This is a genomic window from Cupriavidus basilensis (assembly GCF_008801925.2).
Taxonomy (GTDB): domain Bacteria; phylum Pseudomonadota; class Gammaproteobacteria; order Burkholderiales; family Burkholderiaceae; genus Cupriavidus; species Cupriavidus basilensis.
Window position 1 is genome coordinate 3,191,189 of the sequence record NZ_CP062803.1, and the last position, 21,950, is coordinate 3,213,138.

Genomic DNA, 21,950 nt, shown 5'->3' on the forward strand with positions numbered 1-21,950 from the left:
GCGATCTCGACCGCGCGGCGCTGCTCGACCTTCGCGGCGCCTGGATCCTGGCCGGGTGGCCAGCACGGCCCGGGCGGCGTCGCGTTGCGCGCGCGCCTGCGCGAGCGGCACCTCAGGATAGACGCCGAAGCCCAGTCGGTTCTCGTTGCCGGACGGCCGGAAATAGCGAAAACGCCATAGCTTTCTACCGTCGGGCGTTACCTCTAGAAAGAGACCGCCCCCCCAGCCAGCTTGTAAGGCTTCTCTTTCGGCTTCGCATTGCGGAGCTTCATAGCAGACTGCGGTTCTACGCGCTTTGGCATTTTTTCGTGGCACTGGATAATGTGGCATTGGCCGGTGCCACGAATGATGCCTCGAAAAATGGCGGATGCGAGCGACCAATGGCGCACTTTGGCGAACTCCGAAAGCCCGCGAAGCCTTGATTTACTTGAGAAGAAAGAACTTCAGAGAACCTCTGCGGACTATATTGTGGTCCCGCCGGCAGGAATCGAACCTGCATTTCACGCTTAGGAGGCGCGTGTTCTATCCATTGAACTACGGCGAGACGATAGACACTCCCGGATCGGTGAGCGCGCCTTGGCGGCGCGGATCCCGGAGCAGGCCGGAGTATATCAAAATCCTCACCGCCCAAGAAACGCGCCGCCCCCTCTTCAGCACTCGCCATTCTTGGCGTGCCCCGGGGGACAGTGATAGCCCTTGTCGTTCTTGCCGTAGCCGCCGTCGCGGCGCCCGTCCCAGCGCTCGGGCACCAGCACCCCGCCACCGCTGGCCTGCACCCAGCGCGGTTAGCAGAACCGCCAGCCCATAAAACGAGAAGCCCGCCAGGAAACTGGCGGGCTGGTTGCGGACGGTCCGGACCTTCCAGGTCAACGCCGGCGCTATCGCGGCAACAGTCGTTGCAAGCAGCGTTTCCCATGATTCCGCCCATGACGCGGACGTCCCTCCGGACCACCCGGAGAGTCGAAGGAAAGCTGGCAGTGACGCCGACTGCCGCGATATCAGCGGCTAGCAGCACTTAAAGCAAAGCGCCGAGGAAGGTCAGCGGGTATTCCAGGTCCGCCACCTTGCCGGGCAACCGTGTGCCCGACGGCTTCAGTATAGGCAGGCAGCCCACGGATGCAACTTTGAATGCGGCGGGGGAAATTCCAGAAAAAGTGCGCGATGGCGCTCAGAAACTCGCATTTCGGACTCAGAAAGGCTCAGAAAGGAATTCCTATCGCAGTGCAACAACTTTACTTTTGTTTCTGCTATAATTCGCGCCGTGAGTTCGCACTGTGAGTTGTGCAACACGCCAGCCGGGTTCTTCCGGCAGGCGATACCGCCCCCGCTCTCAAGCTCTGCTCCCCGGTCCCGCCGACTGGCCTGCTTTATGTTGCCGTGCTGTTTGCTGCATCAAGGCCAAGTGGTGATACCCGACAGAACGCATTTCTCACCGACGTCGCCTCGTCTCCGATCCTGTTGAATAGCTCTATAGAGCTGTTTGCCTGCCAGGGACTGTCGCCCGGCCTTGTGCCCGGTGCCACCCTGCCTGCCGCCGTACTGCCAGCTGTGTCTGTCGTAACGGCCTCACCGATTGGCGCCGAAGCCTTTTTAAGACTTTGCACTGCGCCCGCCCCTGTTCGCTAGTTCGGCATGGGGTGCCATGCATTTAAAGAAAATTACGACATGACCCAGCACGACATTCGTGCGGAGCAAGATTTTGCCTCCGCCGCCGACGCATCGATCGAAGCCGCAGCCATCGCCACCCCCGCTATCCAGGAACCGAGCCCGCTCGACAAGCTCGACGCCATCCTCAGCCCGGAAGCCGCCGTGGCGCCTGCCGCTGCTGCCATCAATGCCGAGAACGGCTTCGCCAAGCTCGGCCTCGAAGAAGCCATTCTTCGCGCCCTGGTTGAACTGAACTACACCACGCCGACCCCGGTGCAGGCACAAGCGATCCCCGCCTTCCTGGCTGGCCGCGACCTGCTGGTGTCGAGCCAGACCGGCTCGGGCAAGACCGGCGCCTTCATCCTGCCGGCGATCCAGCGCATCAGCGAGAAGGCTTCGCCGAATCGCCCGCGTTCGGACGATCCGGTCAAGCGCATGAAGGGCAAGCGCCCCCGTCCGTCGCCGGCGCAACCCGCGCTGCTGGTGCTGACCCCGACCCGCGAACTGGCCCTGCAAGTTACCGAAGCCACCGCCAAGTACGGCCGCCACCTGCGCCGCATCGTCTGCGCCAGCATCCTGGGCGGCATGCCTTACCCGAAGCAGCTCGCCGCGCTGTCCAAGATGCCTGACATCCTGGTCGCTACCCCGGGCCGCTTGCTGGACCACGTTGAAGCCGGCCGTATCGACCTGTCCCAACTGGACATGCTGGTGTTCGACGAAGCCGACCGCATGCTCGACATGGGCTTCGCCGACGACATCGACGCCATCGTTGCCGCTACCCCGGCTACCCGCCAGACGCTGATGTTCTCGGCCACGCTGGACGGCCGCATCGCCCAGCTGGCTTCGCGTCAGCTGCGCGATCCGCAACGCATCGAAATCGCCGCGACCCGCGCCGACCAAAGCAATATCGAACAGCGCCTGCACTTCACCGACGACATGTCGCACAAGGAAAAGCTGCTGGACCACCTGCTGCGCGACACCACGCTCAAGCAAGCCATCGTCTTCACCGCGACCAAGCGCGATGCCGATTCGCTGGCCGAGCGCCTGTCGGACACCGGCTTCGCAGCCGGCGCGCTGCACGGCGACATGACCCAGGGCGCGCGTAACCGCACCCTGACCTCGCTGCGCCGCGGCAACCTGCGCATCCTGGTGGCAACCGACGTGGCCGCACGCGGCATCGACGTGCCCGATATCACCCACGTGGTCAACTTCGACCTGCCCAAGCAAGCGGAAGACTACGTCCACCGTATCGGCCGTACCGGCCGCGCTGGCCGCTCGGGCGTCGCCATCAACCTGGTGAACCACGGCGACATGTTCCAGTGGAAGCGCATCGAGCGCTTCACCAACAACCGTGTCGACGCATCGGTGATCGAAGGCCTGGAGCCGCGTCGCTCGCCGAAGCCGCGTTCGGGCTTCGCCGGCAAGCCGGGTGGTGACCGCGGTGGTTACCGTGGCAACAGCAATGGCGGCGGCTATCGCGGCGGTGAAAACCGCAGCTTTGGCGACCGCAAGTTCGGCGGCGGCGAAAGCCGCGGCTTCGGCAGCCGTGATGGCGCCCCGCGTCCCGCAGGCGATCGCCCGTTCGGCGACCGTGACGGCAACCGTGGCTTCGGCGACCGCAGCAGCCTGGGCAACCCCAATGGCAACAGCACCGGCTATCGTGGCCAGGGCGCAGCCGGCGGCCAGCGCAGCTTCAACAACGAAGGCGGCGGCTACCGTGGCGGCGACAATCGTGGCTTCGGCAATCGTGACGGCGCGGCTCCCCGCAGCTTCGGCGACGGCAATCGTGGCGGCTTTGGCGGCGGTGCAGCCGGCAATGGCGGCAACGGTGGCTACCGTGGCGGCGAAGGCCGCAGCTTCGGCAACCGCGATGGCAACCGTGATGGCGCCCCCCGCAGCTTCGGCGGCGGTCAGCGCAGCGGCAACGGCAACACCGGCGGCCGCTCGCGTTTCGAGCGTTAATTTGCCGGGCTGAACAGGTTCACCGCTAAGGCGGTGATCTCTCGCAAAGCCAAAGAAAAAGGCACCTTCGGGTGCCTTTTTCTTTGGCCGCCTTTTTCGGCCGCCTCAACCAGCGGCGCTCGCCACGGGCAACCAGCGTCCCGCTACATCGAACAACTGCGAAAGCCGACGAACGCGAAATCGTCCTCGGGCAGCAGCGCCATGCGCGCGCGTGCATGACGCTGGCGCGCCGGGCTGGCGAAAGACGTGCTCCGCACCGCCTGGTGGCTGGCAAAGCAGTACACGTATTCCATATCCGCGGGGTCCGCCTCGAATCCCGCGTAGGGCTCATACGGCGTCGCCGTCCACTCGCGCACCATGCCCCAGCGCAGGCCGCCCCGATCCTGGACCGCAGCCAGCTCCCATTCCGTTTCCGTCGGCAGGCGCCGGCCTGCCCAGGCGCACCAGGCTTGCGCCTCGAACAAGCTGACGTGACGTACCGCCTCGTCAGGGTTCAACGTGCGCAGGCTGCCGAAGCGCGAGGCCATCCAGGCCCGCGACTCGGAATGGCGGGCCCAGTAGCGCGGCGCCGAGCGATCCTGCATCATCAGCCACTGGCGACCCGCCGCCGACCACCACGAGGCGCGCTCGTAGCCGCCGTCCTCTACGAAATCGAGGAACTGCGCATTGCTGACCGGCGCGGCATCCATCTCGAAAGCCGGCACATAGATAGGCTGCGACGGCAACTCATCGGGCAGCGCGAAGCCATCCGGCGCGCTCCAGCCCTGGATGAAGCGCCCGCCGGGAAACTGCAAGGTGCCGCCGTGCGGCACCGATACCGACGGCAGGACGGCCGCAGGCTCCACGGGAGCAACGCCCAGCGCCTGCAGCAGCGCGGCGATGGCTTCGCCCTGGCGGTCCTCGTGAAACAGCGCGCGGCGCCAGGCGTAGAGCGTGGCATCGCCATCATCGGGTTGCGCCGCCAGCCGGCGCAGGACGGCATCGAGCACGTCGGCGGCGTAGCGCTTGACCACGGCCACGTCGGGCAGCGTGACCTCCCAGCGGGCATCGGGATCGATGCGATCGGGATCGAACCACTCGTCCGCGCCGGCCAGCAACGACGGCACGCTGGCCACCTGCAGCCAGGCGCCATCGCGCTCAAGCGTGCGCACGTCGCGCAGGCACCACCATTCGGCGTGCCAGGCCACATGCCCGAGCGTCCACAACGGCGGGTCGGAAAAATCCTGGCGAGGCACCTCCCAGCCACGCCGGGTCTGGCCAAAAGCGGCCAGCCAGGCCAGGGTGCGGTTGCGCGCTTCCACCAGCGCCTGCGCCAGGCCTTCGCGCGGCAGCCGCCGGGCATCGGCCCAGACGGCCTTGCCGCCGTTGAAATGAAGGTCGGGAAGCATGGAAAAGCCGCTCATCGAACACCCTGCCAGAGAATGGGATTGGCACCCGGTTGCGTGATCCGGCTAGCCGCGTGCGCCATGCGCCGCACCTTTCGCCGAAGAGATGCGGGCATTATGACACCAGCCCCACCTGCCCCCTCGCGGTGTGCCCGGTGGCTTCTCAGGCCCGGGCGTGGAACACCGCGAACCATCCGCGCGGATCGCTCCACCAGACCGGATCGTCGAAGCCCGCAGCCTCGAGCAAGGCGGCGAAGTCGTCCGGCCGGTATTTATACGAATCCTCCGTATGAATCTGCTCGCCCGCGCGAAAGCCGCGGCTACCCTCCGCCCAGCGCACGGTGACCTCGCGCTCAGCTTGCAGGTGCATCTGGATCCGCGACCCCTCGCGGTCGAAGCTGGCCACATGGCGCCAGTCCTCAAGCTGGAAGTCGCTGCCCACGATGCGATTCAGGTTGCGCAGCACATTGCGATTGAAGGCGGCGGTCACACCAAGCGGGTCATCGTAGGCGGCCACCAGCGCCTGCTCGTCCTTGAGCAGGTCCACGCCAATCAGCACGCCATCCCCCTTGTCCGCCGCGGCCCGCAGCCGCTGCAGCAAGGACTGGGCCTGCGTTGGTGCGAAATTGCCGATGCTGGATCCTGGATAAAAGAACAGGCGGCGCCCGCTCCTGACTTCGGGCGGCAAGTCGAGCGGCACGCACAGGTCGGCGCCCAGGCCAAGCATGGGAATCTGCGGATGCTGCTGCTGCAGGCAGAACAGCGTTCCGCGCAGGAATTCCACCGAGATATCCAGCGCCACGTATTGCGCCGGCTGCAGGCTGCCGAAGAGCCGGGCCGCCTTCTGGCAGTTACCCGCACCAAGGTCGATCAGCACGCAGCCGCTGCCGGCGCGCGCGGCCATGGCGGGAGCAAATGCCGAAAAGACCGCGGCCTCGGTGCGCGTGGGGTAGTACTCGGGCAGGTCGGTGATGGCCTCGAACAGGCGCGAGCCGAGCACGTCGTAGAAGAACTTGGGGCTGATGCTGGCTGCGCTGGCCAGCAGGCCGCGCGTGATCTCGCCGCGTAGCGCGCCGCTGTCCTCGTGGTACTGCTGGATGAAATCCAGCCGGGGCACCGGGTTCGGCTGCGCATGGCCGTTGCCGACGACGACGCTGCCGGCGGGAGGGCCGTTGGGTTTCAGGGCCGAGGTGCCGTTGTGCTTGGCTTGGGAGTGATTGAGGCGTACGTTCAGTGGATTCAGCGGGGTCGGGACTGCCGGCATGACGTTTCCTTGATGGTCGATGGGCACTGCATAAAACCCCCAGGGGCCCGCACGTCACGGCATGCGCGGGAGTTGCAAGGGATCCGCCTCCGGTGACGTCTGGGGCGCATCAGCCGATGCAAGTCTTCTCAGGATAGCTGGCGAGCGCGGAGTGTGCTTACCGCATTGCACAAAAACCTCCGTGCAGTGAAAACCAGAAAGTGCGCTTTGTTCAACAAAAATTCGCTGCGGCAACGCCGCCACAATGCCGCCACGGCGCCCACAAAAAATACGCAGCATCGTTTATAATCCGCTTCAGCGCATCTGCTTCGGGCTCGCCCGGATTGGATCGCCCCTCAAAGGGGAGTAGCTCCGGGGCCATGCCCTTAGCACAATCGTCATTCCGGGACTGACAGTCTCCGGTTGTGCTGACCGCGCCAAGTAACATCAGCGGTCGAGCAAGACCTTTGCAACCTGGTTTCATGGTTTGCAAAGGCGCCCCCAAGCTCCCACACATCATGTCTCCAGGCCAAACCGGTGCGTACGCACGGCTCTTAGCTATTCGTTGTTCGAGGAGATTTCATGGAATGGTTTACCGATTTGTTCACGATGCAGTTCCTGACCGCACTGCTATCCATCGTCGTCATTGACCTTGTGCTGGCCGGCGACAATGCGATCGTGATCGCCCTGGCGGCGCGCAACCTGCCGCCCCACCTGCAGAAGAAGGCCATCATCTGGGGGACTGTCGGCGCGGTCGTGGTCCGTTCGGCCATGACGGTCGGCGTGGTGTGGCTGCTCAAGATCCCTGGCCTGCTGCTGATCGGCGGCGCGGCCCTGGTGTGGATTGCCTACAAGCTGCTGTCCGATGACGGCAATGGCGACGAGCATGGCGCGGGCGCAACCACCCTGATGGGCGCGATGAAGACGATCATCATCGCCGATGCGGTGATGGGCGTGGACAACGTGCTGGCTGTGGCTGGCGCGGCGCACGGCAGCTTCCTGCTGGTGGTGCTGGGCCTGCTCATCAGCATCCCCATCGTGGTGTGGGGCTCGAGCCTGGTGCTCAAGCTGATGTCGCGCTTCCCCTCGATCATCTTCGTGGGTGCCGGCGTGCTGGCCTTCACGGCAGTCAAGATGATCGTCAGCGAGCCGCTGGTGAAGGAATTCTTCAACAGCAACGCGCTGGCCTACTACGGCTTGTTCGTGGTGGTCGTCGGCGGTGTGCTGGGCGGTGGCTACCTGGTGCAAAAGCGCCGGGCTCCGGCTACGGCCGCGCAGTAATGCGCGACGGCGCCAGCGCCGCCGAGCTAGCTGAAACCTGAAAACGGGTCGCAACGGGTCGCCGAAAGGCGGCCCGTTTTGCTTTGCGATAAAATGCTAAACCTTTAGCAATTTGCCATTCGGTTAGCAGATTGCCTGCCATACGCGCACACCGCTGTCGCGTCACTTTTCCCCAACACCCGCGCCGATGAAACAGTACCTCGACTTCATGCGCCATGTGCAAGAGCATGGCACCGAAAAGGCCGACCGCACCGGCACCGGCACGCGCTCGGTGTTTGGCTACCAGATGCGCTTCGACCTGCGCGAAGGCTTCCCGGTGGTGACCACCAAGAAGCTGCACATGAAGTCGATCATTCACGAACTGCTGTGGTTCCTGAAGGGCTCGACCAACATCCAGTACCTGAAGGACAACGGCGTCAGCATCTGGGACGAATGGGCCGACGCAAACGGCGAGCTCGGGCCGGTCTATGGCTCGCAGTGGCGCGCGTGGCCCACGCCGGACGGCCGCCACATCGACCAGATCGCCGACCTGATGGCGCAGATCCGCAGCAATCCCGATTCGCGCCGGCTGATCGTATCGGCCTGGAACGTGGGCGAGATCGCGCAGATGAAGCTGCCGCCCTGCCATGCATTCTTCCAGTTCTACGTGGCCGACGGCCGCCTGTCCTGCCAGCTGTACCAGCGCAGCGCCGATATCTTCCTTGGCGTGCCGTTCAATATCGCCAGCTATGCGCTGCTGACGCACATGATCGCGCAGCAGACCGGGCTGGAGGTGGGGGACTTCATCTGGACCGGCGGCGACTGCCACATCTACAGCAACCATGCCGAGCAGGTGGCAACCCAGCTCGCGCGCACACCGATGGCGTTGCCGCAACTGAAGATCCTGCGCAAACCGGACAGCATCTTCGACTACAAATACGAGGACTTCGAACTGGTGGGCTACGAATCGCATCCGGCCATCAAGGCACCGGTGGCCGTATGACGTTGCTGACCCTGATCGTGGCGAAGGCCCGCAACGGCGTGATCGGCCGCGACAATACCCTGCCCTGGCGCCTGCCCGAGGACCTGGCGCACTTCAAGCGCACTACCATGGGCGCGCCCATCGTGATGGGCCGCAAGACGTGGGAGTCGATCGGCCGGCCGCTGCCGGGCCGGCGCAATATCGTGGTGAGCCGCAACCGCGACCTGCGCATCGAGGGCTGCGACGTGGCGAACTCGCTGGAAGAAGCGCAGCGGCTATGCGTGGGCGCCCCGCAGATCTTCCTGATCGGCGGCGCGCAGCTGTATGCCGAGGCCCTGCCCAGCGCAGACCGGCTGGTGGTGACGGAAATCGATGCGGATGTGCAAGGCGACGCGGTGTTTCCGGCCATCGACCCGCGGCAGTGGATCGCGACGCAGCGCGAGCGGCATCATTCGGAGGCGAACGGTTTCGACTACGCGTTCGTGACGTACGAGCGCCCGCCCTCGGGCGAGGAATAACGGTCGCCTCAAACGGCAAGTTTCAAGCGACGCTGACGTCGCTGACGTTTTGAGCACGCGGCGGCCTGTCTTCAGGCCGCCGCTGTCGTTTTAGTTGCCGCCGGCGATGGTCATCTGCTCGATCAGGACCGAGCCGGTTTCCTTGGTGCCGCGCACCAGCGAATCGGCGCCAATGGCCACGATCTGCTGGAACATCTCCTTCATGTTGCCGGCGATGGTGATCTCTTCCACCGGGTACTGGATCACCCCATTCTCGACCCAATAGCCCGACGCGCCGCGCGAGTAATCGCCCGTCACATAGTTCACGCCCTGCCCCATCAGCTCGGTCACCAGCAGGCCGGTGCCCAGCTTGCGCAGCATGCCGGCGAAGTCGTCTGCCGGCGTGGTCAGCTTGCTGGAAAGCGTCAGGTTGTGCGAGCCGCCGGCGTTGCCGGTGGTCGTCATGCCCAGCTTGCGCGCCGAATACGTGGAGAGGAAATAGCCTTCCACCACGCCGCCGCGCACCACATCGCGCGCGTGGGTCTTCACACCTTCTTCGTCAAAGGGTGCGCTGCCCATGGCGCCCGGCAGGTGGGGTTGCTCGTGGATATGGATATGCGGCGCAAACACCGCCTTGCCCAATGTGTCGTAGAGGAAGGTCGACTTGCGGTACAGCGCGCCGCCAGACACGGCCTGCACGAAGGCGCCAAGCAGGCCGGCGGCCAGAGGTGCCTCGAACAGCACCGGGCAGCGGCGCGTCGACAACTGGCGCGCATTCAGGCGGGCCAGCGAGCGCTCGGCGGCATAGCGGCCGATGTCCTCGGGCGCAGCCAGCGCGCCGGGCGCGCGCTTGGACGAGTACCAGTCGTCGCGCTGCATGCCGCTGCCGGTGCCGGCGATCGGCGCGCAGGAAATAAAGTGGCGGGAATAGGGGTAGCCGCCCGTGAAGCCGCGCGAAGTGGCCAGCACGAACTGCGAATGCTGGGCCGAGACGCTGGCGCCGTCGCTGTTGCGAATGCGCGGCGAGACCGCGAAGGCGGCCGCCTCGGCGCGCCGCGCGAGCTCGATGGCTTGCTCAGCGTCGATATTCCACGGGTGGAACAGGTCTAGATCCTGCGGGTTGCGCTCGAGCAGCGCTTCTTCAGCCAGGCCGGCGCAATCGTCTTCCGCGGTGAAGCGAGCGATGTTGTAAGCCGCCTCGGCCGTGGCGCGCAGGGCCGCCGGCGAGAAATCCGAGGTGCTGGCGTTGCCGCGCCGCTGGCCGATCATGACCGTGACGCCCACTACCTTGTCGCGGTTTTGCTCGATGGTTTCCACCTGGCCCTTGCGCACCGACACCGACAGGCCGCTGCCCTCGGAGATCTCGGTAGCCGCGTCGGTGGCGCCCAGCTCGCGTGCCACCCGCAGCACATCGGCGGCCATCTCGCTGAGCTGGGCCTGGGTATAAGTGAAGTGGGTGGTCTGGTCTGCGGATTGATCCATTGTGGGCGCGGTCATCAAAAGTCCAAACAAGAATCATAGCAAGATAAAATGCCAACCATGACGCGAAACACCCGCCCCTCCCCCCGGAACGCCTCCGGCTTCCCCGACCCGTTCACCCCTGAGCCGGCCGACGACGACGACATGCTCAAGAGCAAGTCGCAGAAAAAGCGCGACATGCTCGCCCTGCAAGACCTGGGCGTGGAACTCGAAGCCCTGCCCAAGGACCGCCTGGCGCGCGTGCCCATGCCTGAAGCGCTGGCCGACGCCATCCGCGACGCGCGGCGCATCACCAACCACGAAGGCAAGCGCCGCCAGATGCAGTATGTCGGCAAGGTCATGCGCAGGCTCGACGATGACGAAGTGGCCGCCATCCAGCGCGTGCTGGAAGGCTTCAAGGGCACCAGCAAGGCCGAGACGGCCAAGCTGCACCTGGTCGAGCGCTGGCGCGAGCTGCTGCTGGCGGACGACGCCGCGCTGACGAAATTCCTGGCCGAGCATCCGGCCAGCGACGTCCAGGCGCTGCGCAACATCATCCGCAACGCGCGCAAAGAGCACGAGATGAACAAGCCGCCGCGCTACTTCCGCGAGCTGTTCCAGGCCATCAAGACCGCGCTGGAAAGCAAGCAGGCCACGGCCACCGGCGAGCAGGAACCCGAGCCGGAAGCCGGCGAATAACCGATAAACGGCATCCCGAACGCAGCAACCAAGGAAATGGGGACAAGATGATGCAAACCACAACGCCCGCGCTGGTCCATCCCGTTACCCGCAGGCACCCGGACGAACTGCTGGTTGGCTTTGTCTCGATCTCCGACCGTGCCTCGACCGGCACCTACCAGGACGAGGGCATCCCGGCGCTGCGCGACTGGTTCGGGCGCGCCCTGAGCTCGCCCTGGCAGGCCGTGGAGCGTCTCATCCCTGACGAGCAGGCGTTGATCTCGCGCACGCTGATCGAGCTGGTCGACGTGACCGGCTGCGATCTGGTGCTGACCACCGGCGGCACCGGCCCGGCCCGCCGCGACGTGACCCCCGAGGCCACGCTGGCGGTAGGCACCAAGGAAATGCCTGGCTTTGGCGAGCAGATGCGCCAGGTCAGCCTGCACTTCGTGCCCACGGCCATCCTGTCACGGCAGGTGGCCGTGATTCGCGAAACCGCCAGCCGCGCCGCCCTCATCATCAATCTGCCGGGCCAGCCGCGCGCCATCCGTGAAACCTTGGAAGGCCTGCGCGGCGAGGACGGCAACTCCATCGTGCAAGGCATCTTTGCCGCCGTGCCCTACTGCGTCGACCTGATCGGCGGGCCTTACATCGAGACTGACGAAGCCGTGGCCAAGGTGTGGCGCCCAAAGCACGCGATCCGCGCCAAACCCGCCGCGTGAACCTCAGTGGGCAGCCACGCTATCGCAGCCCCAGATACAGCCCCACCGGCACGAACAGCACGGCAGCCACATTGCCCAGCAGCACGATCGACGCCACCTGGTCCGGCTCCTGCCGGAAATGATCGGCCACCAGGAAGTTGAGCACGGCCGGCGGCAGCGACGCGAACACGAACAGCAGCCCGCGCTGAAGCTGGGTCAGCGGCACCACCTGCGCCAGCAGCAAGGCGCAGGCGATGCCGGTCAGCGGACAGACCGCAGCGCCGATCGCGCCCATGCCCCAGTTGCGCAGGCTCACGTCCTTCATGCGCACGCCGAGCGCGAACAACATCAAGGGCACGGTGGCGTCGCCCAGCAGCTTGATCGACTGGAACACCGGCTCCGGCAGCGAGAACCACGGCCGCGCCAGCGACAATCCCACCCCCCCCACGGTTGCCAGCACCATCGGATTGCGCGCGATCTGCGTGATCGACGCGTGCCGGTTGACGATCTTCATGCCGATGGTGAAGTGCATCAGATTGGACGCGGCGAACAGCGCCACGGCGGGCGCCAGCCCGACCGGCCCGAACGCGAACACCGATAGCGGCAAGCCCATGTTGCCGCAGTTGTTGAACATCATCGGCGGCACGAAGGTGCGCGGATCCGCCCCCAGCAGCCGCGCGCCAAGCCACGCCATCAAGCCCGAGCCCAGCACCACGGCAATCGCGCAACCCAGCAGCACAAGCTGGTCGGCCAGCACGAATTCCTTGCTGACAAAGGCCGACACCACCAGCAGCGGCGCGATCACATCGAGCGTGGCGCGGTTGATCCCGGACATGTCGGGGTGCGCGCGGCGCCCGTAGAGCCAGCCGACCAGGATGATCAGGATGACCGGCGTGATGATCGAGACGATGCGCGCAAGCATGGGCGGGCTGCCGTTAAGCCAAAGCGCCCCGCAGGGCGCCTTGGCAGTGACATGGGAGGAGAAAGAATCAGGCGGCCGGGGTATCCGGCGTTGCGCTCGCCTCGGCCGCGGCTGCAGGTACGGCTGCCGGCGCCGACTGCCGGATGAAGTGGGTGCGGTAGTAGCGCAGCTCTTCCACGGACTCCAGGATATCGGCCAGCGCGGTGTGCAGCTGGCGCTTGATGAAGCCCTTGTGGATGGCCGGCTCCCAGCGCTTGCACAGTTCCTTGAGCGTGGAGACGTCGAGGTTGCGATAGTGGAAGAACGCCTCCAGCTTGGGCATGTAGCGCGCCATGAAGCGGCGGTCCTGGCAGATCGAGTTGCCGCACATGGGCGACTTGCCGGCCGGCACCCAGCGCTTGAGGAAGGCCAGCAGTTCGGCCTCGGCCTGGGCTTCGGTCAGGGTCGAGGCCTTGACCTTGTCGATCAGGCCCGAGCGGCCGTGGGTGCCCTTGTTCCAGTTGTCCATGCCATCGAGCACGGCGTCTTCCTGGTGGATCACCAGCACCGGGCCTTCGGCCAGGATGTTGAGTTCGGAATCCGTCACGACGATGGCGATCTCGATGATGCGGTCCGTGTCGGGCATCAGGCCGGTCATCTCCATGTCCAGCCAGATCAGGTTGTTTTCGCTCTTGACGGATTTGACGCCGCTGGGGACGTGGGTATTTTGGCTGGTCATCTGGACTGCAATCGAAAGGGAAGCAATAGGGGGCGCGCCCGCGCTCCGGATCAGGAACACGGGGCAGCAGGCACGAACAACTTATAATTCTCGCATATCCGCCACCGCAGCCGGTTCCAACGCGCTCGGAAACCCGCTTCGGCGGTCCGGCCGCCACCGCGTACGCCAAGGCTTCACACGACAAGGCTCTGCCCGATGTTCACGTTTCTGTTCCTAGCCGCCCTGATGCTGATGGTGCTGACCAAGCTCTGGCTGGCCGCCCGCCAGGTGCGCCATGTGGCGCAACACCGTCATGCTGTGCCTGAGCGCTTTGCCGACACCATTACGCTGTCGTCCCACCAGAAGGCGGCCGACTACACCATCGCCCGCACCCGGCTGTCGATGCTGGAAGTGCTGGCTGGCGCCGCGCTGCTGATCGTGCTGACCATGCTGGGCGGGCTGCAGTGGATCAACCAGTTCTGGATCGACACCTTCGGGCCGGGCTACGCCTACAGCGTGGCGCTGATCGCCAGCGTTGCCGTGATCGGGGGCCTGGTCGACCTGCCCTTCTCGCTCTACGGGCAGTTCGGCATCGAGCAGCGCTTTGGCTTCAACCGCATGGGCTGGAAGCTCTACCTGGCCGATCTGCTCAAGATGACCGCCGTTGGCTGCGCGCTCGGCCTGCCCTTGCTGCTCGCCGTGCTATGGCTGATGGCGCATATGGGCGAGTACTGGTGGGCGTGGACCTGGCTGACGTGGATCGCCTTCACCATCTTTGTGCAGATGATTGCCCCGTCGGTGATCATGCCGCTGTTCAACCGCTTCGAGCCGCTGGCCAATGCCTCGCTGGAAGCCCGCATCACGCGGCTGCTGCAGAAATGCGGCTTTCGCAGCCGCGGCCTGTTCGTCATGGACGGCAGCAAGCGCAGCGCGCACGGCAATGCCTACTTCACCGGCTTCGGCGCGGCCAAGCGCATCGTTTTCTTCGACACGCTGATGGAGCGCCTTGCCGATGACGAGATCGAAGCGGTGCTGGCGCATGAGCTTGGCCACTTCAAGCGGCGCCACATCCTCAAGGGCATGCTGGTCAGCTTTGCGCTGAGCCTGGTCTTCCTCGCCGCGCTGGGCTGGCTTTCCAGCCGCACGTGGTTCTACACCGGGCTGGGCGTGCTGCCCAACCTGGGCACCACCAATCACGCCCTTGCCCTCGTGCTGTTCTTCCTGACCTTGCCGGTTTTCACCTTCCTGCTTGGCCCCCTGGCAAGCCTGACCTCGCGCCGCCATGAGTTCGAGGCGGATGCGTTTGCGGCCGGCCAGACCGATGCCGGCCACCTGGTCTCTGCCCTCGTCAAGCTCTACAAGGACAATGCCTCTACCTTGACCCCCGACCCGATCTACAGCGCCTTCTACTACTCGCACCCACCGGCAGCACAGCGGATCGACCGCCTGCTGGCGCACGCATGAGCCGCGCCGCCAGCCGGGGAGGCCCGCAGCGCGCCCCAAGCCCTGCCAAAGCCAATGCCAATGGCGCCGCCGCCGAGGAGGCGCTGATCGTCGCCGCGCACGGCCGCCACTATGTGATCGAACTGGACGACGGCAGCCGCCTGCACGGCTTCCCGCGCGGCAAGCGCAGCGAATGCGCGGTGGGCGACCGAGTCACCATCGAGCGCGCCGCGTCCGACCAGTGCGTGATCACCGGCTTCAAGCCGCGCAAGAACCTGCTGCATCGCTCGGACCAGTTCAAGTCCAAGCTGCTGGCTGCCAATATCGACCAGGTAGTGATTGTGCTGGCGACCGAGCCGGGCTTCTCGGAAGACCTGCTGGGCCGCGCGCTGGTGTCCGCCGAAGCACTGGGCATACGCCCGCTGATCATCCTCAACAAGATCGACCTGACCGAGCGGCTGGAAGAAGCGCGCGGCCGCCTGGAACTGTACCGCGGGCTTGGCTACGAGACGCTGTTCCTGTCGGTGCACGGCTCGCCGGACGATACGCTGGCGCAGTTGCGCCCGCAGCTGGCGCACCGCGCCAGCATCCTGATCGGCCAGTCGGGCATGGGCAAGTCCTCCCTGCTGAACCTGCTGATCCCGGGCGTGGAAGCGCAAACCCGGGAAATCTCCGCCAAGCTGGATTCGGGCAAGCACACCACCACCTTCACCCGCCTCTACCACCTGCCCGCCAGCGTGGATGGCGAGGCCGATGGCGTGGATGGCATGGATGACGCGGATCCTCAAGCGCGCCAGCGTGGCTGCCTGATCGATTCGCCGGGTTTCCAGGAGTTTGGCCTGCACCACCTGAGCGAAGGCATGCTGGAGCGCGCGTTCCCCGAATTCCGCCCACGCCTGACCGAGTGCCGCTTCTACAATTGCCACCACATCAACGAGCCCGGCTGCGGCGTGCTGGCGTCGATGAAGGCCGGCGAGATCTCCGGCCGGCGCCACCAGCTCTACACGCAGCTGCTGCACGAATCCCGCCAGCAAAAGCCGTGGTAAGGTAATCGGGCGCGCCGCCTGCGGACAAACGGGCATGCGGCGCACCCGATCCCGATGAAACTACTGCTATCGACCCCTTCCCTCGTCCATGCCGCGCACTGCCAGAATGTGCTGGAAGCCGCCGGCATCCGCGCCGACCTGCGCAATACGTGGCTGGCTGGCGCCATGGGCGATATCCCGTTTCGCGAAAGCGCCCCCCAGGTCTGGCTGATCGACGATGAACGGGAGGCCGAGGCCTGGGAGGTGTTGCACGCCGCCGCCAATCCGGCGCCGGGCCCGCGATGGGCCTGCGTGTCCTGCGGGGAATGGCACGATGCGCAGTTCGGCTCGTGCTGGCAATGCGGCGCACCGCGGCAACCCTGAAAAGCAAAGCGCCCGCGGCAAGCGCGGGCGTCGATGGCCGACGGTCAACGGGTACGGCGGGGTTGGCTCAGCCCACCCAGAGCGCCAGCGACAACATCGCCAGCAGCAGCATCCACAGCACGACGGCGCGCCACACCAGGCCGATGGCCGATTGCAGCGTACGCACGTTGGGTTCCACCCCGAATTCCGGCGCGGCCGCCTCGGGCTCGCTGTCGTCGTCCATGCCCGGTGCATAGTCCACCGCCGGCCCGGCCAGGCTGGTCCGCAGCACCACGGCAGTACTCTCTTCGGCCAGCGGCACCCCCAGGCGCACGCCAAGCGCGCCGCCGCCGCTGGCAAGCAGGATGCCGTTGACGGCATCGTTCCACTTGCGCGCATGGTTGCGCCACGCATAGACCGCGTCCTCGAAATTGCCAACGATGGCAAAGCCGACCGAGGTCAGCCGCGAAGGAATCCAGTCCAGCAGGTAGAAGGCACGCGCGGCAAAGCGGCCCAGCGCGGGGCTGCGGTCCGTGGAGGGGATATTCCAGTGGCGCGCGAGGTACTCGGCGATGCGGTACAAGACCACGCCACCCGGGCCGATCGGCACCAGGAACCAGAAAAACACCCCGAACACATGCCGGTGCACTGCCACGATGGCGGCTTCCAGGGTGTGCCGGACGATTTCCGTGACCGGCATCTCGATGGTTTCGAGACCGGTCCACTCGTGCAGCAGCGCGCGGGCGCGCGGCAGGTCATCGCGGTTAAGCGCCTCGTGGATGTCGGTGAAGAAGTGGCTGAACTGCCGGAAACCCAGGGTGAGGTAGAGCAGCAGGACATTCCACGCCAGCGTGAGCGCCACGCTGATGGAAGCCAGCAGGTAGTGCACCACCATGGCGGTCAGCGTGAGCGGCAGCACCACCGTGAACCAGGCCAGCGCGGTATCGCGCGGACGCCCGGTGTCAAAGGCATGCTCGGCGCGCTCGGCAAGAACGCGCACGATGTCGTAGATCGGATTGTTGCGGCCCAGGGCGCGGAACTGCTCGGCGATCAGCGCGAGGAGAACGGATACAAATGTCATCTCTGGTCTGGGTGTCGATGGCCAGGGCGCATCAGGCGGCGCGTGTGCCGGGCTGATCGCTTATCTTATCTATGGCGAGACGATAGCATACGGCAAACCCGCCCAGACAAAGCACAGCAGCCCGCCGGCAAAGCGGGCGGGCTGCGGGCTGCCGAGGCAACGCCTCAGGGCAGGTCAAACACCAGCACTTCGGCACCATCGCCGTGCGCCAGGGTCACGGCCTCGGCGCCTTCCAGCTGCGCGGCATCGCCCGCTTCCAGCGCCTTGCCATTGACGGTGACGCGGCCACGCGCCACATGCACATAGGCCTTGCGCCCGGGTGCCAGCGCCAGCGTGGCGGACTCGTCCGCGTCAAACAGGCCGGCATACAGGCGCATGTCCTGATGGATCACCACCGAACCCTCGGCACCGTCGCGGCTGCCCACCAGGCGCAGCCGGCCGCGCTTGTCGGCCGCCGGAAAGTGCTTTTCCTCGTAGCCGGGCTCAAGGTCGGACTTCTCCGGCAGGATCCAGATCTGCAGGAAGTGGGTGGTGTCGTGTGCGGCGTGGTTGTACTCCGAGTGCCGCACGCCGGTGCCCGCGCTCATGCGCTGCACGTCGCCGGGGCGGATCACGCTGCCGTTGCCCATGCTGTCCTTGTGGGCCAGCTCGCCTTCCAGCACATAGCTGATGATTTCCATGTCGCGGTGGCCATGGGTGCCAAAACCCATGCCCGGCGCTACACGGTCTTCATTGATGACGCGCAGCGGCCCGAACTGCACGTGCTTGGGATCGTAGTAGTCCGCGAAGGAAAACGTATGGTACGACTTGAGCCAGCCATGATCGGCATAACCACGTTCACCCGCCTTTCTGATTTCAATCATTTTGACGGCCCTCCTTCAGGCCACATCGGCGCAGGAGCTGGGTTAATCCTAGTCCTGGCCTTGCGCTACGTTTCGATGCTAGGCAGTTTAGGGTGGCAGGCGTATATTTGGCGGACCGATCTTAGAAGCATTCATTCAGAAATTCTGAACATGGCACTCTCTCTCGAATCCCTGGAAGTTCTTGATGCCATCGAGCGCAAGGGCAGCTTCGCAGCCGCCGCGCACGAGATGGGCAAAGTGCCCTCCGCGCTCACCTATGTGGTGCGCAAGCTGGAGGAAGACCTGGACGTGCTGCTGTTCGACCGACGCCGCCACCGCGCCGAGCTCACGCCCGCCGGGCGCGCCTTGCTGGACGAAGGCCGCCACCTGCTGCACGCCGCCGACGACCTGGCCCGCCGCGTCAAGCGGCTGGCCACCGGCTGGGAGGCCACCCTGACCATCGTGGTCGACGACCTGATCAATTTCCGCGCCCTGCTGCCGGTCATCCAGGACTTCTATGCCGAGAACGATGCCACCCGGCTGCGCTTTGCCAAGGAAGTGCTGGGTGGCGCATGGGATGCGCTGGTCAGCAGCCGCGCCGACCTGGTGATCGGCGGCGCCTACGATGCGCCGAGCACCCAGGGCTTCCAGGTGCGCGCGCTGGGCTCCATGCCCTTTGTCTTCGCGGTGGCCGCGCATCATCCGCTGGCGACCGAGCCCGGCCCGCTGACCACCCTGCAGATCGCCAAGCACCGCATCGTGGCCGTGGGCGATACCTCGCGCAACCTGCCCGCGCGCACCCATGGCGTGCTCGCCGGGCAGGACGTGCTGGTGGTGCCCACCATGCGCGACAAGCTCGAAGCCCAGATCCGCGGCCTGGGCTGCGGCTGGCTGCCGGCGCCCATGGCGCAGCCCTTTATCGAAAGCGGCGTGCTGCAGGCACGCGAGACCCTGGAGGTGCGCGCCCCCGGCAATTTCAAGGTAGCCTGGCGCACCAGCACGCGCGGCAAGGCGCTGCAATGGTGGGCCAACAAGCTGGACGACCCGCGCCTGGCGCAAGCCCTGCTCCAGCAGCAGCCGGGCCAGCCTGACTAAGCACCAGACTACGCACCAGACCCATCGCCGGACCTATCACCGTCTAACACCTGCTTTCGCCATGTCTACCCACCCGAGCCTGGCGCCCAGCTACCGGGGCCGCTTTGCGCCCTCCCCCACCGGCCCGTTGCACATGGGCTCCCTGGTCACCGCGCTGGCCAGCTGGCTCGACGCACGCGCCCATCTCGGCAGCTGGCTGGTGCGCATCGAGGACATCGACTATCCGCGCTGCGTGCGCGGCGCGGACCAGCAGATCCTGCGCGCCCTGGCGCGGCTCGGCCTGCATCCGGACGAGCCGCCGCAATGGCAGAGCCGGCGCGAAGCGCTGTACGCCGAAGCGCTGCGCCAGCTCGATGCCGACCACCGGATTTATCCCTGCGGATGCTCGCGCAAGGAAATCGCCGACTCGCTGCTGCATGCGCGCGAGCGCCACCAGACGCTCGGGTATCCCGGCACCTGCCGCGACGGCCTGCATGGCAAGCTGCCCCGCGCCTGGCGGGTGCGGGTGCCGGACGGCGACGCCGCGCTGATCTGCTTCGACGACCGCTGGCAAGGCCGGCAATGCCAGGACCTCGCGACCGAGCTCGGCGACTTCGTGCTGCGCCGTGCCGATGGCTTGTGGGCCTACCAGCTGGCGGTAGTGGTCGACGACGGGCACCAGGGCATCACGCATATCGTGCGCGGCGCCGACCTGCTTGACTCCACCCCGCGGCAGATCCACCTGCAGCATCTGCTGGGACTGCCCACGCCGTCGTACCTGCATGTGCCGGTGGTGACCAATGCGCTGGGCGAGAAGCTCAGCAAGCAAAGCGGCGCGCAGGCCATCGACGGCCTCGATCCGCTGGCGGCGCTGCGCACGGCCGGCGCGCACCTGGGACTGGCGAGCGCGGCGCAATCGGTGCAGAGCTGGCTGAGCGATGCCACTGCCGGCTGGGCGGCCTTGCTGGAAAGCCTCCCCGCGCAGACGCAAGGCGAAGCGGCGACGCACCCCTGACTGGCATGAGGCCCAAAACAAGAGAGGCGCCCGAAGGCGCCTCTCTTGCTGGCTGCGGCGGCAGCGATCCGCTACGCGCGGTGCCGCGCCGTGGCGCTCAGGACTTGCGCGGCACGCCGCCCAGCAGCGCCGCCAGCTGCCGCTTGGGCGCCGGACGGCCGCGGCCAAAGGCGGCGGCATTGTTGTCCGTCACCTCGGGCTGCGCGGCAATCGCCGCGACGCTCGGCTCGTAAGGACGCGAGAAGAAGGAATCGTCGGACGGGCGGAACGCGTTGCGCGAGCTGGCCGGATCGTTGCGGCGCGCACGCGGCTCCTCACCGTCGCCATTGGCGCGCGGGCGGCGCACTTCGGTGCGGGCACGGCGGCGGTCGTTCTCGTCAGCGCGGGCGCCGGCACCGGTGGGGTCGAACCCCACCAGCGCGGTACGCGGCAGGCTGCGCTTGAGCAGCTTCTCGATATCGACCAGCAGGCGCTCATCGGCCGGCACGTAGATCGACAGGGCATCGCCGCTGGCGCCGGCACGGCCGGTACGGCCGATGCGGTGGATGTAGTCTTCGGCGCTGAACGGCAGGTCGAAGTTGATCACGCAGGGCATGTCGGGAATGTCGAGGCCGCGCGCTGCCACGTCGGTGGCGACCAGCGCATCGATATTGCCTTGCTTGAAGCCATCCAGCGTCTGCATGCGCTCGGTCTGGGTCTTGTCGCCGTGGATGGCGGCGGCATTGATGCCCTCGCGCTCCAGGTGACGCGCCAGGCGCGAGCAGCCGATCTTGCTGTTGACGAAGACGATGCACTGGCGCGACAGGCCTTCGGCGGCGCGCTTCTTCAGCAGGTGCACCACGGCGGCCTGCTTGTGGCCGTCTTCGACCTGGAACACGGTCTGGCGCACGTTCTCGTTGGCCGAGTTGCTGCGCGCCACTTCGATGGTGACCGGCTGGCGCAGGTAGCTGGCGGCCAGCCGCTTGATTTCGTTCGAGAAGGTCGCCGAGAACAGCAGCGTCTGCCGCTGTGCCGGCAGCAGGTTGATGATGCGCTGCAGGTCGGGCAGGAAACCCATGTCGAGCATGCGGTCGGCCTCGTCCAGCACCAGCATCTGCACTTGCGACAGGTTCACCGACTTTTGCTGCACGTGGTCGAGCAGCCGGCCCGGCGTTGCCACCAGGATTTCCACGCCGCGGCGCAGCGCCTCGGTCTGCGGGTTCATGTCCACGCCGCCGAACACCACCGTGCTGCGCAGGTCCGTGAAGCGCGCGTAGCGGGCCACGTTGTCGTAGACCTGGTCGGCCAGTTCGCGGGTGGGGGTGAGCATCAGGGCGCGCACGGGATGGCGGGCCGGCGAGGCGCTGGCGCTGGCCAGCGGCAAGAGGCGCTGGATGATCGGCAGCGCGAAGCCGGCGGTCTTGCCGGTGCCGGTCTGGGCCGCGCCCATCACGTCCTTGCCCAGCAGCACCACGGGAATCGCCTGCTCCTGGATGGGAGTGGGCTTGGTGTAGCCCTGCTCGGACAACGCGCGCTGGATGCGCGCATCCAGCCCGAAGCTGTCGAAGGTGATCTCGGGGGTGGTCTGGTCAGTGGTCGTAGTCGTCATGGTTTCCGTGTCTTGCAGGAGGCGAACCCGGCGCCAACGGACACGCGTCTTGAACCGAGCGGGGGAGATCTGCGCATGGATTTAGGG

At 66.2% G+C, this 21,950-nt stretch carries 19 protein-coding genes, 1 tRNA gene and 1 pseudogene; 11 read left to right on the top strand and 10 right to left on the bottom strand.

The genetic code is table 11. The annotated features are described in order from the left end of the window. Positions 1–114: 114 nt before the first annotated feature. Together F7R26_RS41775 and F7R26_RS14720 are read right to left on the bottom strand one after the other, a co-directional pair. Positions 115–330 (bottom strand): annotated as a pseudogene (locus F7R26_RS41775) (Arm DNA-binding domain-containing protein); the annotation flags it as partial. Between the two features lie 139 nt (positions 331–469). Further along, positions 470–544: transfer RNA gene (locus tag F7R26_RS14720), tRNA-Arg, on the bottom strand. A gap of 1,121 nt (positions 545–1,665) precedes the next feature. Between F7R26_RS14720 and F7R26_RS14725 the strand changes: the two genes are divergently transcribed. Beyond that, positions 1,666–3,609, top strand: a complete 1,944-nt coding sequence (locus tag F7R26_RS14725; RefSeq protein ID WP_150990789.1) for a DEAD/DEAH box helicase — start codon at positions 1,666–1,668, stop codon at positions 3,607–3,609. Between the two features lie 143 nt (positions 3,610–3,752). On the opposite strand, the gene F7R26_RS14730 is transcribed toward F7R26_RS14725, so the two are convergent. Beyond that, complete coding sequence (locus F7R26_RS14730; RefSeq protein ID WP_150990791.1) at positions 3,753–5,012, bottom strand: SUMF1/EgtB/PvdO family nonheme iron enzyme; 1,260 nt, start codon at positions 5,010–5,012, stop codon at positions 3,753–3,755. Between the two features lie 145 nt (positions 5,013–5,157). Continuing rightward, on the bottom strand, positions 5,158–6,258 hold the full coding sequence (gene egtD / locus F7R26_RS14735; RefSeq protein ID WP_150990793.1) for an L-histidine N(alpha)-methyltransferase: 1,101 nt from the start codon (positions 6,256–6,258) through the stop codon (positions 5,158–5,160). Between the two features lie 561 nt (positions 6,259–6,819). Between egtD and F7R26_RS14740 the strand changes: the two genes are divergently transcribed. The 3 genes from F7R26_RS14740 (at position 6,820) to F7R26_RS14750 (ending at position 8,997) form a co-directional block, all read left to right on the top strand. Further along, a complete protein-coding gene (locus F7R26_RS14740) occupies positions 6,820–7,518 on the top strand; it encodes a TerC family protein (protein WP_150990795.1) in 699 nt (232 codons plus the stop codon). A 187-nt stretch (positions 7,519–7,705) separates the two neighbouring features. After that, positions 7,706–8,500: a thymidylate synthase gene (locus F7R26_RS14745; protein WP_150990797.1), complete on the top strand. Its 795-nt coding sequence runs from the start codon at positions 7,706–7,708 to the stop codon at positions 8,498–8,500. Further along, complete coding sequence (locus F7R26_RS14750; protein WP_150990799.1) at positions 8,497–8,997, top strand: dihydrofolate reductase; 501 nt, start codon at positions 8,497–8,499, stop codon at positions 8,995–8,997. Before F7R26_RS14745 ends, F7R26_RS14750 begins: the two co-directional genes overlap by 4 nt. Before the next feature lie 90 nt (positions 8,998–9,087). Here the strand turns inward: F7R26_RS14750 and pmbA are convergent, their stop codons facing one another. Further along, positions 9,088–10,458 (bottom strand): metalloprotease PmbA, encoded by a 1,371-nt coding sequence (gene pmbA / locus F7R26_RS14755; RefSeq protein WP_150990801.1) that lies wholly within the window; start codon positions 10,456–10,458, stop codon positions 9,088–9,090. Between the two features lie 57 nt (positions 10,459–10,515). Here pmbA and yjgA point away from each other — a divergent pair, with 57 nt between their 5' ends. Next, complete coding sequence (yjgA, locus tag F7R26_RS14760; RefSeq protein ID WP_373887586.1) at positions 10,516–11,133, top strand: ribosome biogenesis factor YjgA; 618 nt, start codon at positions 10,516–10,518, stop codon at positions 11,131–11,133. Positions 11,134–11,180: 47 nt separating this feature from the next. Continuing rightward, the gene (gene mog / locus F7R26_RS14765) at positions 11,181–11,834 is read left to right on the top strand and encodes a molybdopterin adenylyltransferase (protein WP_150990805.1); all 654 of its coding nucleotides are present in this window, start codon (positions 11,181–11,183) and stop codon (positions 11,832–11,834) included. Between the two features lie 19 nt (positions 11,835–11,853). On the opposite strand, the gene F7R26_RS14770 is transcribed toward mog, so the two are convergent. Together F7R26_RS14770 and orn are read right to left on the bottom strand one after the other, a co-directional pair. After that, positions 11,854–12,735, bottom strand: a complete 882-nt coding sequence (locus tag F7R26_RS14770) for an AEC family transporter (protein WP_150990807.1) — start codon at positions 12,733–12,735, stop codon at positions 11,854–11,856. Between the two features lie 67 nt (positions 12,736–12,802). Continuing rightward, a complete protein-coding gene (gene orn, locus F7R26_RS14775; RefSeq protein ID WP_150990809.1) occupies positions 12,803–13,453 on the bottom strand; it encodes an oligoribonuclease in 651 nt (216 codons plus the stop codon). A gap of 195 nt (positions 13,454–13,648) precedes the next feature. Between orn and F7R26_RS14780 the strand changes: the two genes are divergently transcribed. From F7R26_RS14780 to F7R26_RS14790, 3 genes are read left to right on the top strand one after another with little or no spacing between them, the layout of a single operon-like run. Continuing rightward, positions 13,649–14,896, top strand: a complete 1,248-nt coding sequence (locus F7R26_RS14780) for a M48 family metallopeptidase (protein WP_150990811.1) — start codon at positions 13,649–13,651, stop codon at positions 14,894–14,896. After that, positions 14,893–15,921, top strand: a complete 1,029-nt coding sequence (gene rsgA / locus F7R26_RS14785; RefSeq protein ID WP_150990813.1) for a ribosome small subunit-dependent GTPase A — start codon at positions 14,893–14,895, stop codon at positions 15,919–15,921. The genes F7R26_RS14780 and rsgA overlap by 4 nt, the downstream gene beginning before the upstream one ends. A gap of 54 nt (positions 15,922–15,975) precedes the next feature. Beyond that, entirely contained in the window at positions 15,976–16,284 is a 309-nt protein-coding gene (locus tag F7R26_RS14790; RefSeq protein ID WP_150990815.1) for a putative signal transducing protein, read from the top strand. Positions 16,285–16,351: 67 nt separating this feature from the next. Here the strand turns inward: F7R26_RS14790 and F7R26_RS14795 are convergent, their stop codons facing one another. After that, complete coding sequence (locus tag F7R26_RS14795) at positions 16,352–17,344, bottom strand: CobD/CbiB family protein (protein ID WP_150990817.1); 993 nt, start codon at positions 17,342–17,344, stop codon at positions 16,352–16,354. A gap of 164 nt (positions 17,345–17,508) precedes the next feature. Further along, the gene (locus F7R26_RS14800) at positions 17,509–18,207 is read right to left on the bottom strand and encodes a pirin family protein (protein WP_150990819.1); all 699 of its coding nucleotides are present in this window, start codon (positions 18,205–18,207) and stop codon (positions 17,509–17,511) included. Between the two features lie 150 nt (positions 18,208–18,357). Here F7R26_RS14800 and F7R26_RS14805 point away from each other — a divergent pair, with 150 nt between their 5' ends. Next, positions 18,358–19,281, top strand: a complete 924-nt coding sequence (locus tag F7R26_RS14805) for a LysR family transcriptional regulator (protein ID WP_150990821.1) — start codon at positions 18,358–18,360, stop codon at positions 19,279–19,281. A gap of 61 nt (positions 19,282–19,342) precedes the next feature. Further along, the gene (gene gluQRS, locus F7R26_RS14810) at positions 19,343–20,275 is read left to right on the top strand and encodes a tRNA glutamyl-Q(34) synthetase GluQRS (RefSeq protein WP_150990823.1); all 933 of its coding nucleotides are present in this window, start codon (positions 19,343–19,345) and stop codon (positions 20,273–20,275) included. A gap of 97 nt (positions 20,276–20,372) precedes the next feature. Here the strand turns inward: gluQRS and F7R26_RS14815 are convergent, their stop codons facing one another. After that, positions 20,373–21,863, bottom strand: a complete 1,491-nt coding sequence (locus F7R26_RS14815; RefSeq protein WP_150990825.1) for a DEAD/DEAH box helicase — start codon at positions 21,861–21,863, stop codon at positions 20,373–20,375. Positions 21,864–21,950 lie beyond the last annotated feature (87 nt).

What these genes read in the sequence shown, in the direction of transcription:
- F7R26_RS14750 (WP_150990799.1), top strand. Translation starts at nt 8,497, where the DNA reads ATGACGTTGCTGACCCTGATCGTGGCGAAGGCCCGCAACGGCGTGATC.
- F7R26_RS14745 (WP_150990797.1), top strand. Translation starts at nt 7,706, where the DNA reads ATGAAACAGTACCTCGACTTCATGCGCCATGTGCAAGAGCATGGCACC.
- F7R26_RS14780 (WP_150990811.1), top strand. Translation starts at nt 13,649, where the DNA reads ATGTTCACGTTTCTGTTCCTAGCCGCCCTGATGCTGATGGTGCTGACC.
- egtD (WP_150990793.1), bottom strand. Translation starts at nt 6,258, where the DNA reads ATGCCGGCAGTCCCGACCCCGCTGAATCCACTGAACGTACGCCTCAAT.
- F7R26_RS14770 (WP_150990807.1), bottom strand. Translation starts at nt 12,735, where the DNA reads ATGCTTGCGCGCATCGTCTCGATCATCACGCCGGTCATCCTGATCATC.
- F7R26_RS14815 (WP_150990825.1), bottom strand. Translation starts at nt 21,863, where the DNA reads ATGACGACTACGACCACTGACCAGACCACCCCCGAGATCACCTTCGAC.
- pmbA (WP_150990801.1), bottom strand. Translation starts at nt 10,458, where the DNA reads ATGGATCAATCCGCAGACCAGACCACCCACTTCACTTATACCCAGGCC.
- F7R26_RS14740 (WP_150990795.1), top strand. Translation starts at nt 6,820, where the DNA reads ATGGAATGGTTTACCGATTTGTTCACGATGCAGTTCCTGACCGCACTG.
- F7R26_RS14725 (WP_150990789.1), top strand. Translation starts at nt 1,666, where the DNA reads ATGACCCAGCACGACATTCGTGCGGAGCAAGATTTTGCCTCCGCCGCC.
- orn (WP_150990809.1), bottom strand. Translation starts at nt 13,453, where the DNA reads ATGACCAGCCAAAATACCCACGTCCCCAGCGGCGTCAAATCCGTCAAG.
- F7R26_RS14790 (WP_150990815.1), top strand. Translation starts at nt 15,976, where the DNA reads ATGAAACTACTGCTATCGACCCCTTCCCTCGTCCATGCCGCGCACTGC.
- mog (WP_150990805.1), top strand. Translation starts at nt 11,181, where the DNA reads ATGATGCAAACCACAACGCCCGCGCTGGTCCATCCCGTTACCCGCAGG.
- F7R26_RS14800 (WP_150990819.1), bottom strand. Translation starts at nt 18,207, where the DNA reads ATGATTGAAATCAGAAAGGCGGGTGAACGTGGTTATGCCGATCATGGC.
- rsgA (WP_150990813.1), top strand. Translation starts at nt 14,893, where the DNA reads ATGAGCCGCGCCGCCAGCCGGGGAGGCCCGCAGCGCGCCCCAAGCCCT.
- F7R26_RS14795 (WP_150990817.1), bottom strand. Translation starts at nt 17,344, where the DNA reads ATGACATTTGTATCCGTTCTCCTCGCGCTGATCGCCGAGCAGTTCCGC.
- F7R26_RS14805 (WP_150990821.1), top strand. Translation starts at nt 18,358, where the DNA reads ATGGCACTCTCTCTCGAATCCCTGGAAGTTCTTGATGCCATCGAGCGC.
- gluQRS (WP_150990823.1), top strand. Translation starts at nt 19,343, where the DNA reads ATGTCTACCCACCCGAGCCTGGCGCCCAGCTACCGGGGCCGCTTTGCG.
- yjgA (WP_373887586.1), top strand. Translation starts at nt 10,516, where the DNA reads ATGACGCGAAACACCCGCCCCTCCCCCCGGAACGCCTCCGGCTTCCCC.
- F7R26_RS14730 (WP_150990791.1), bottom strand. Translation starts at nt 5,012, where the DNA reads ATGAGCGGCTTTTCCATGCTTCCCGACCTTCATTTCAACGGCGGCAAG.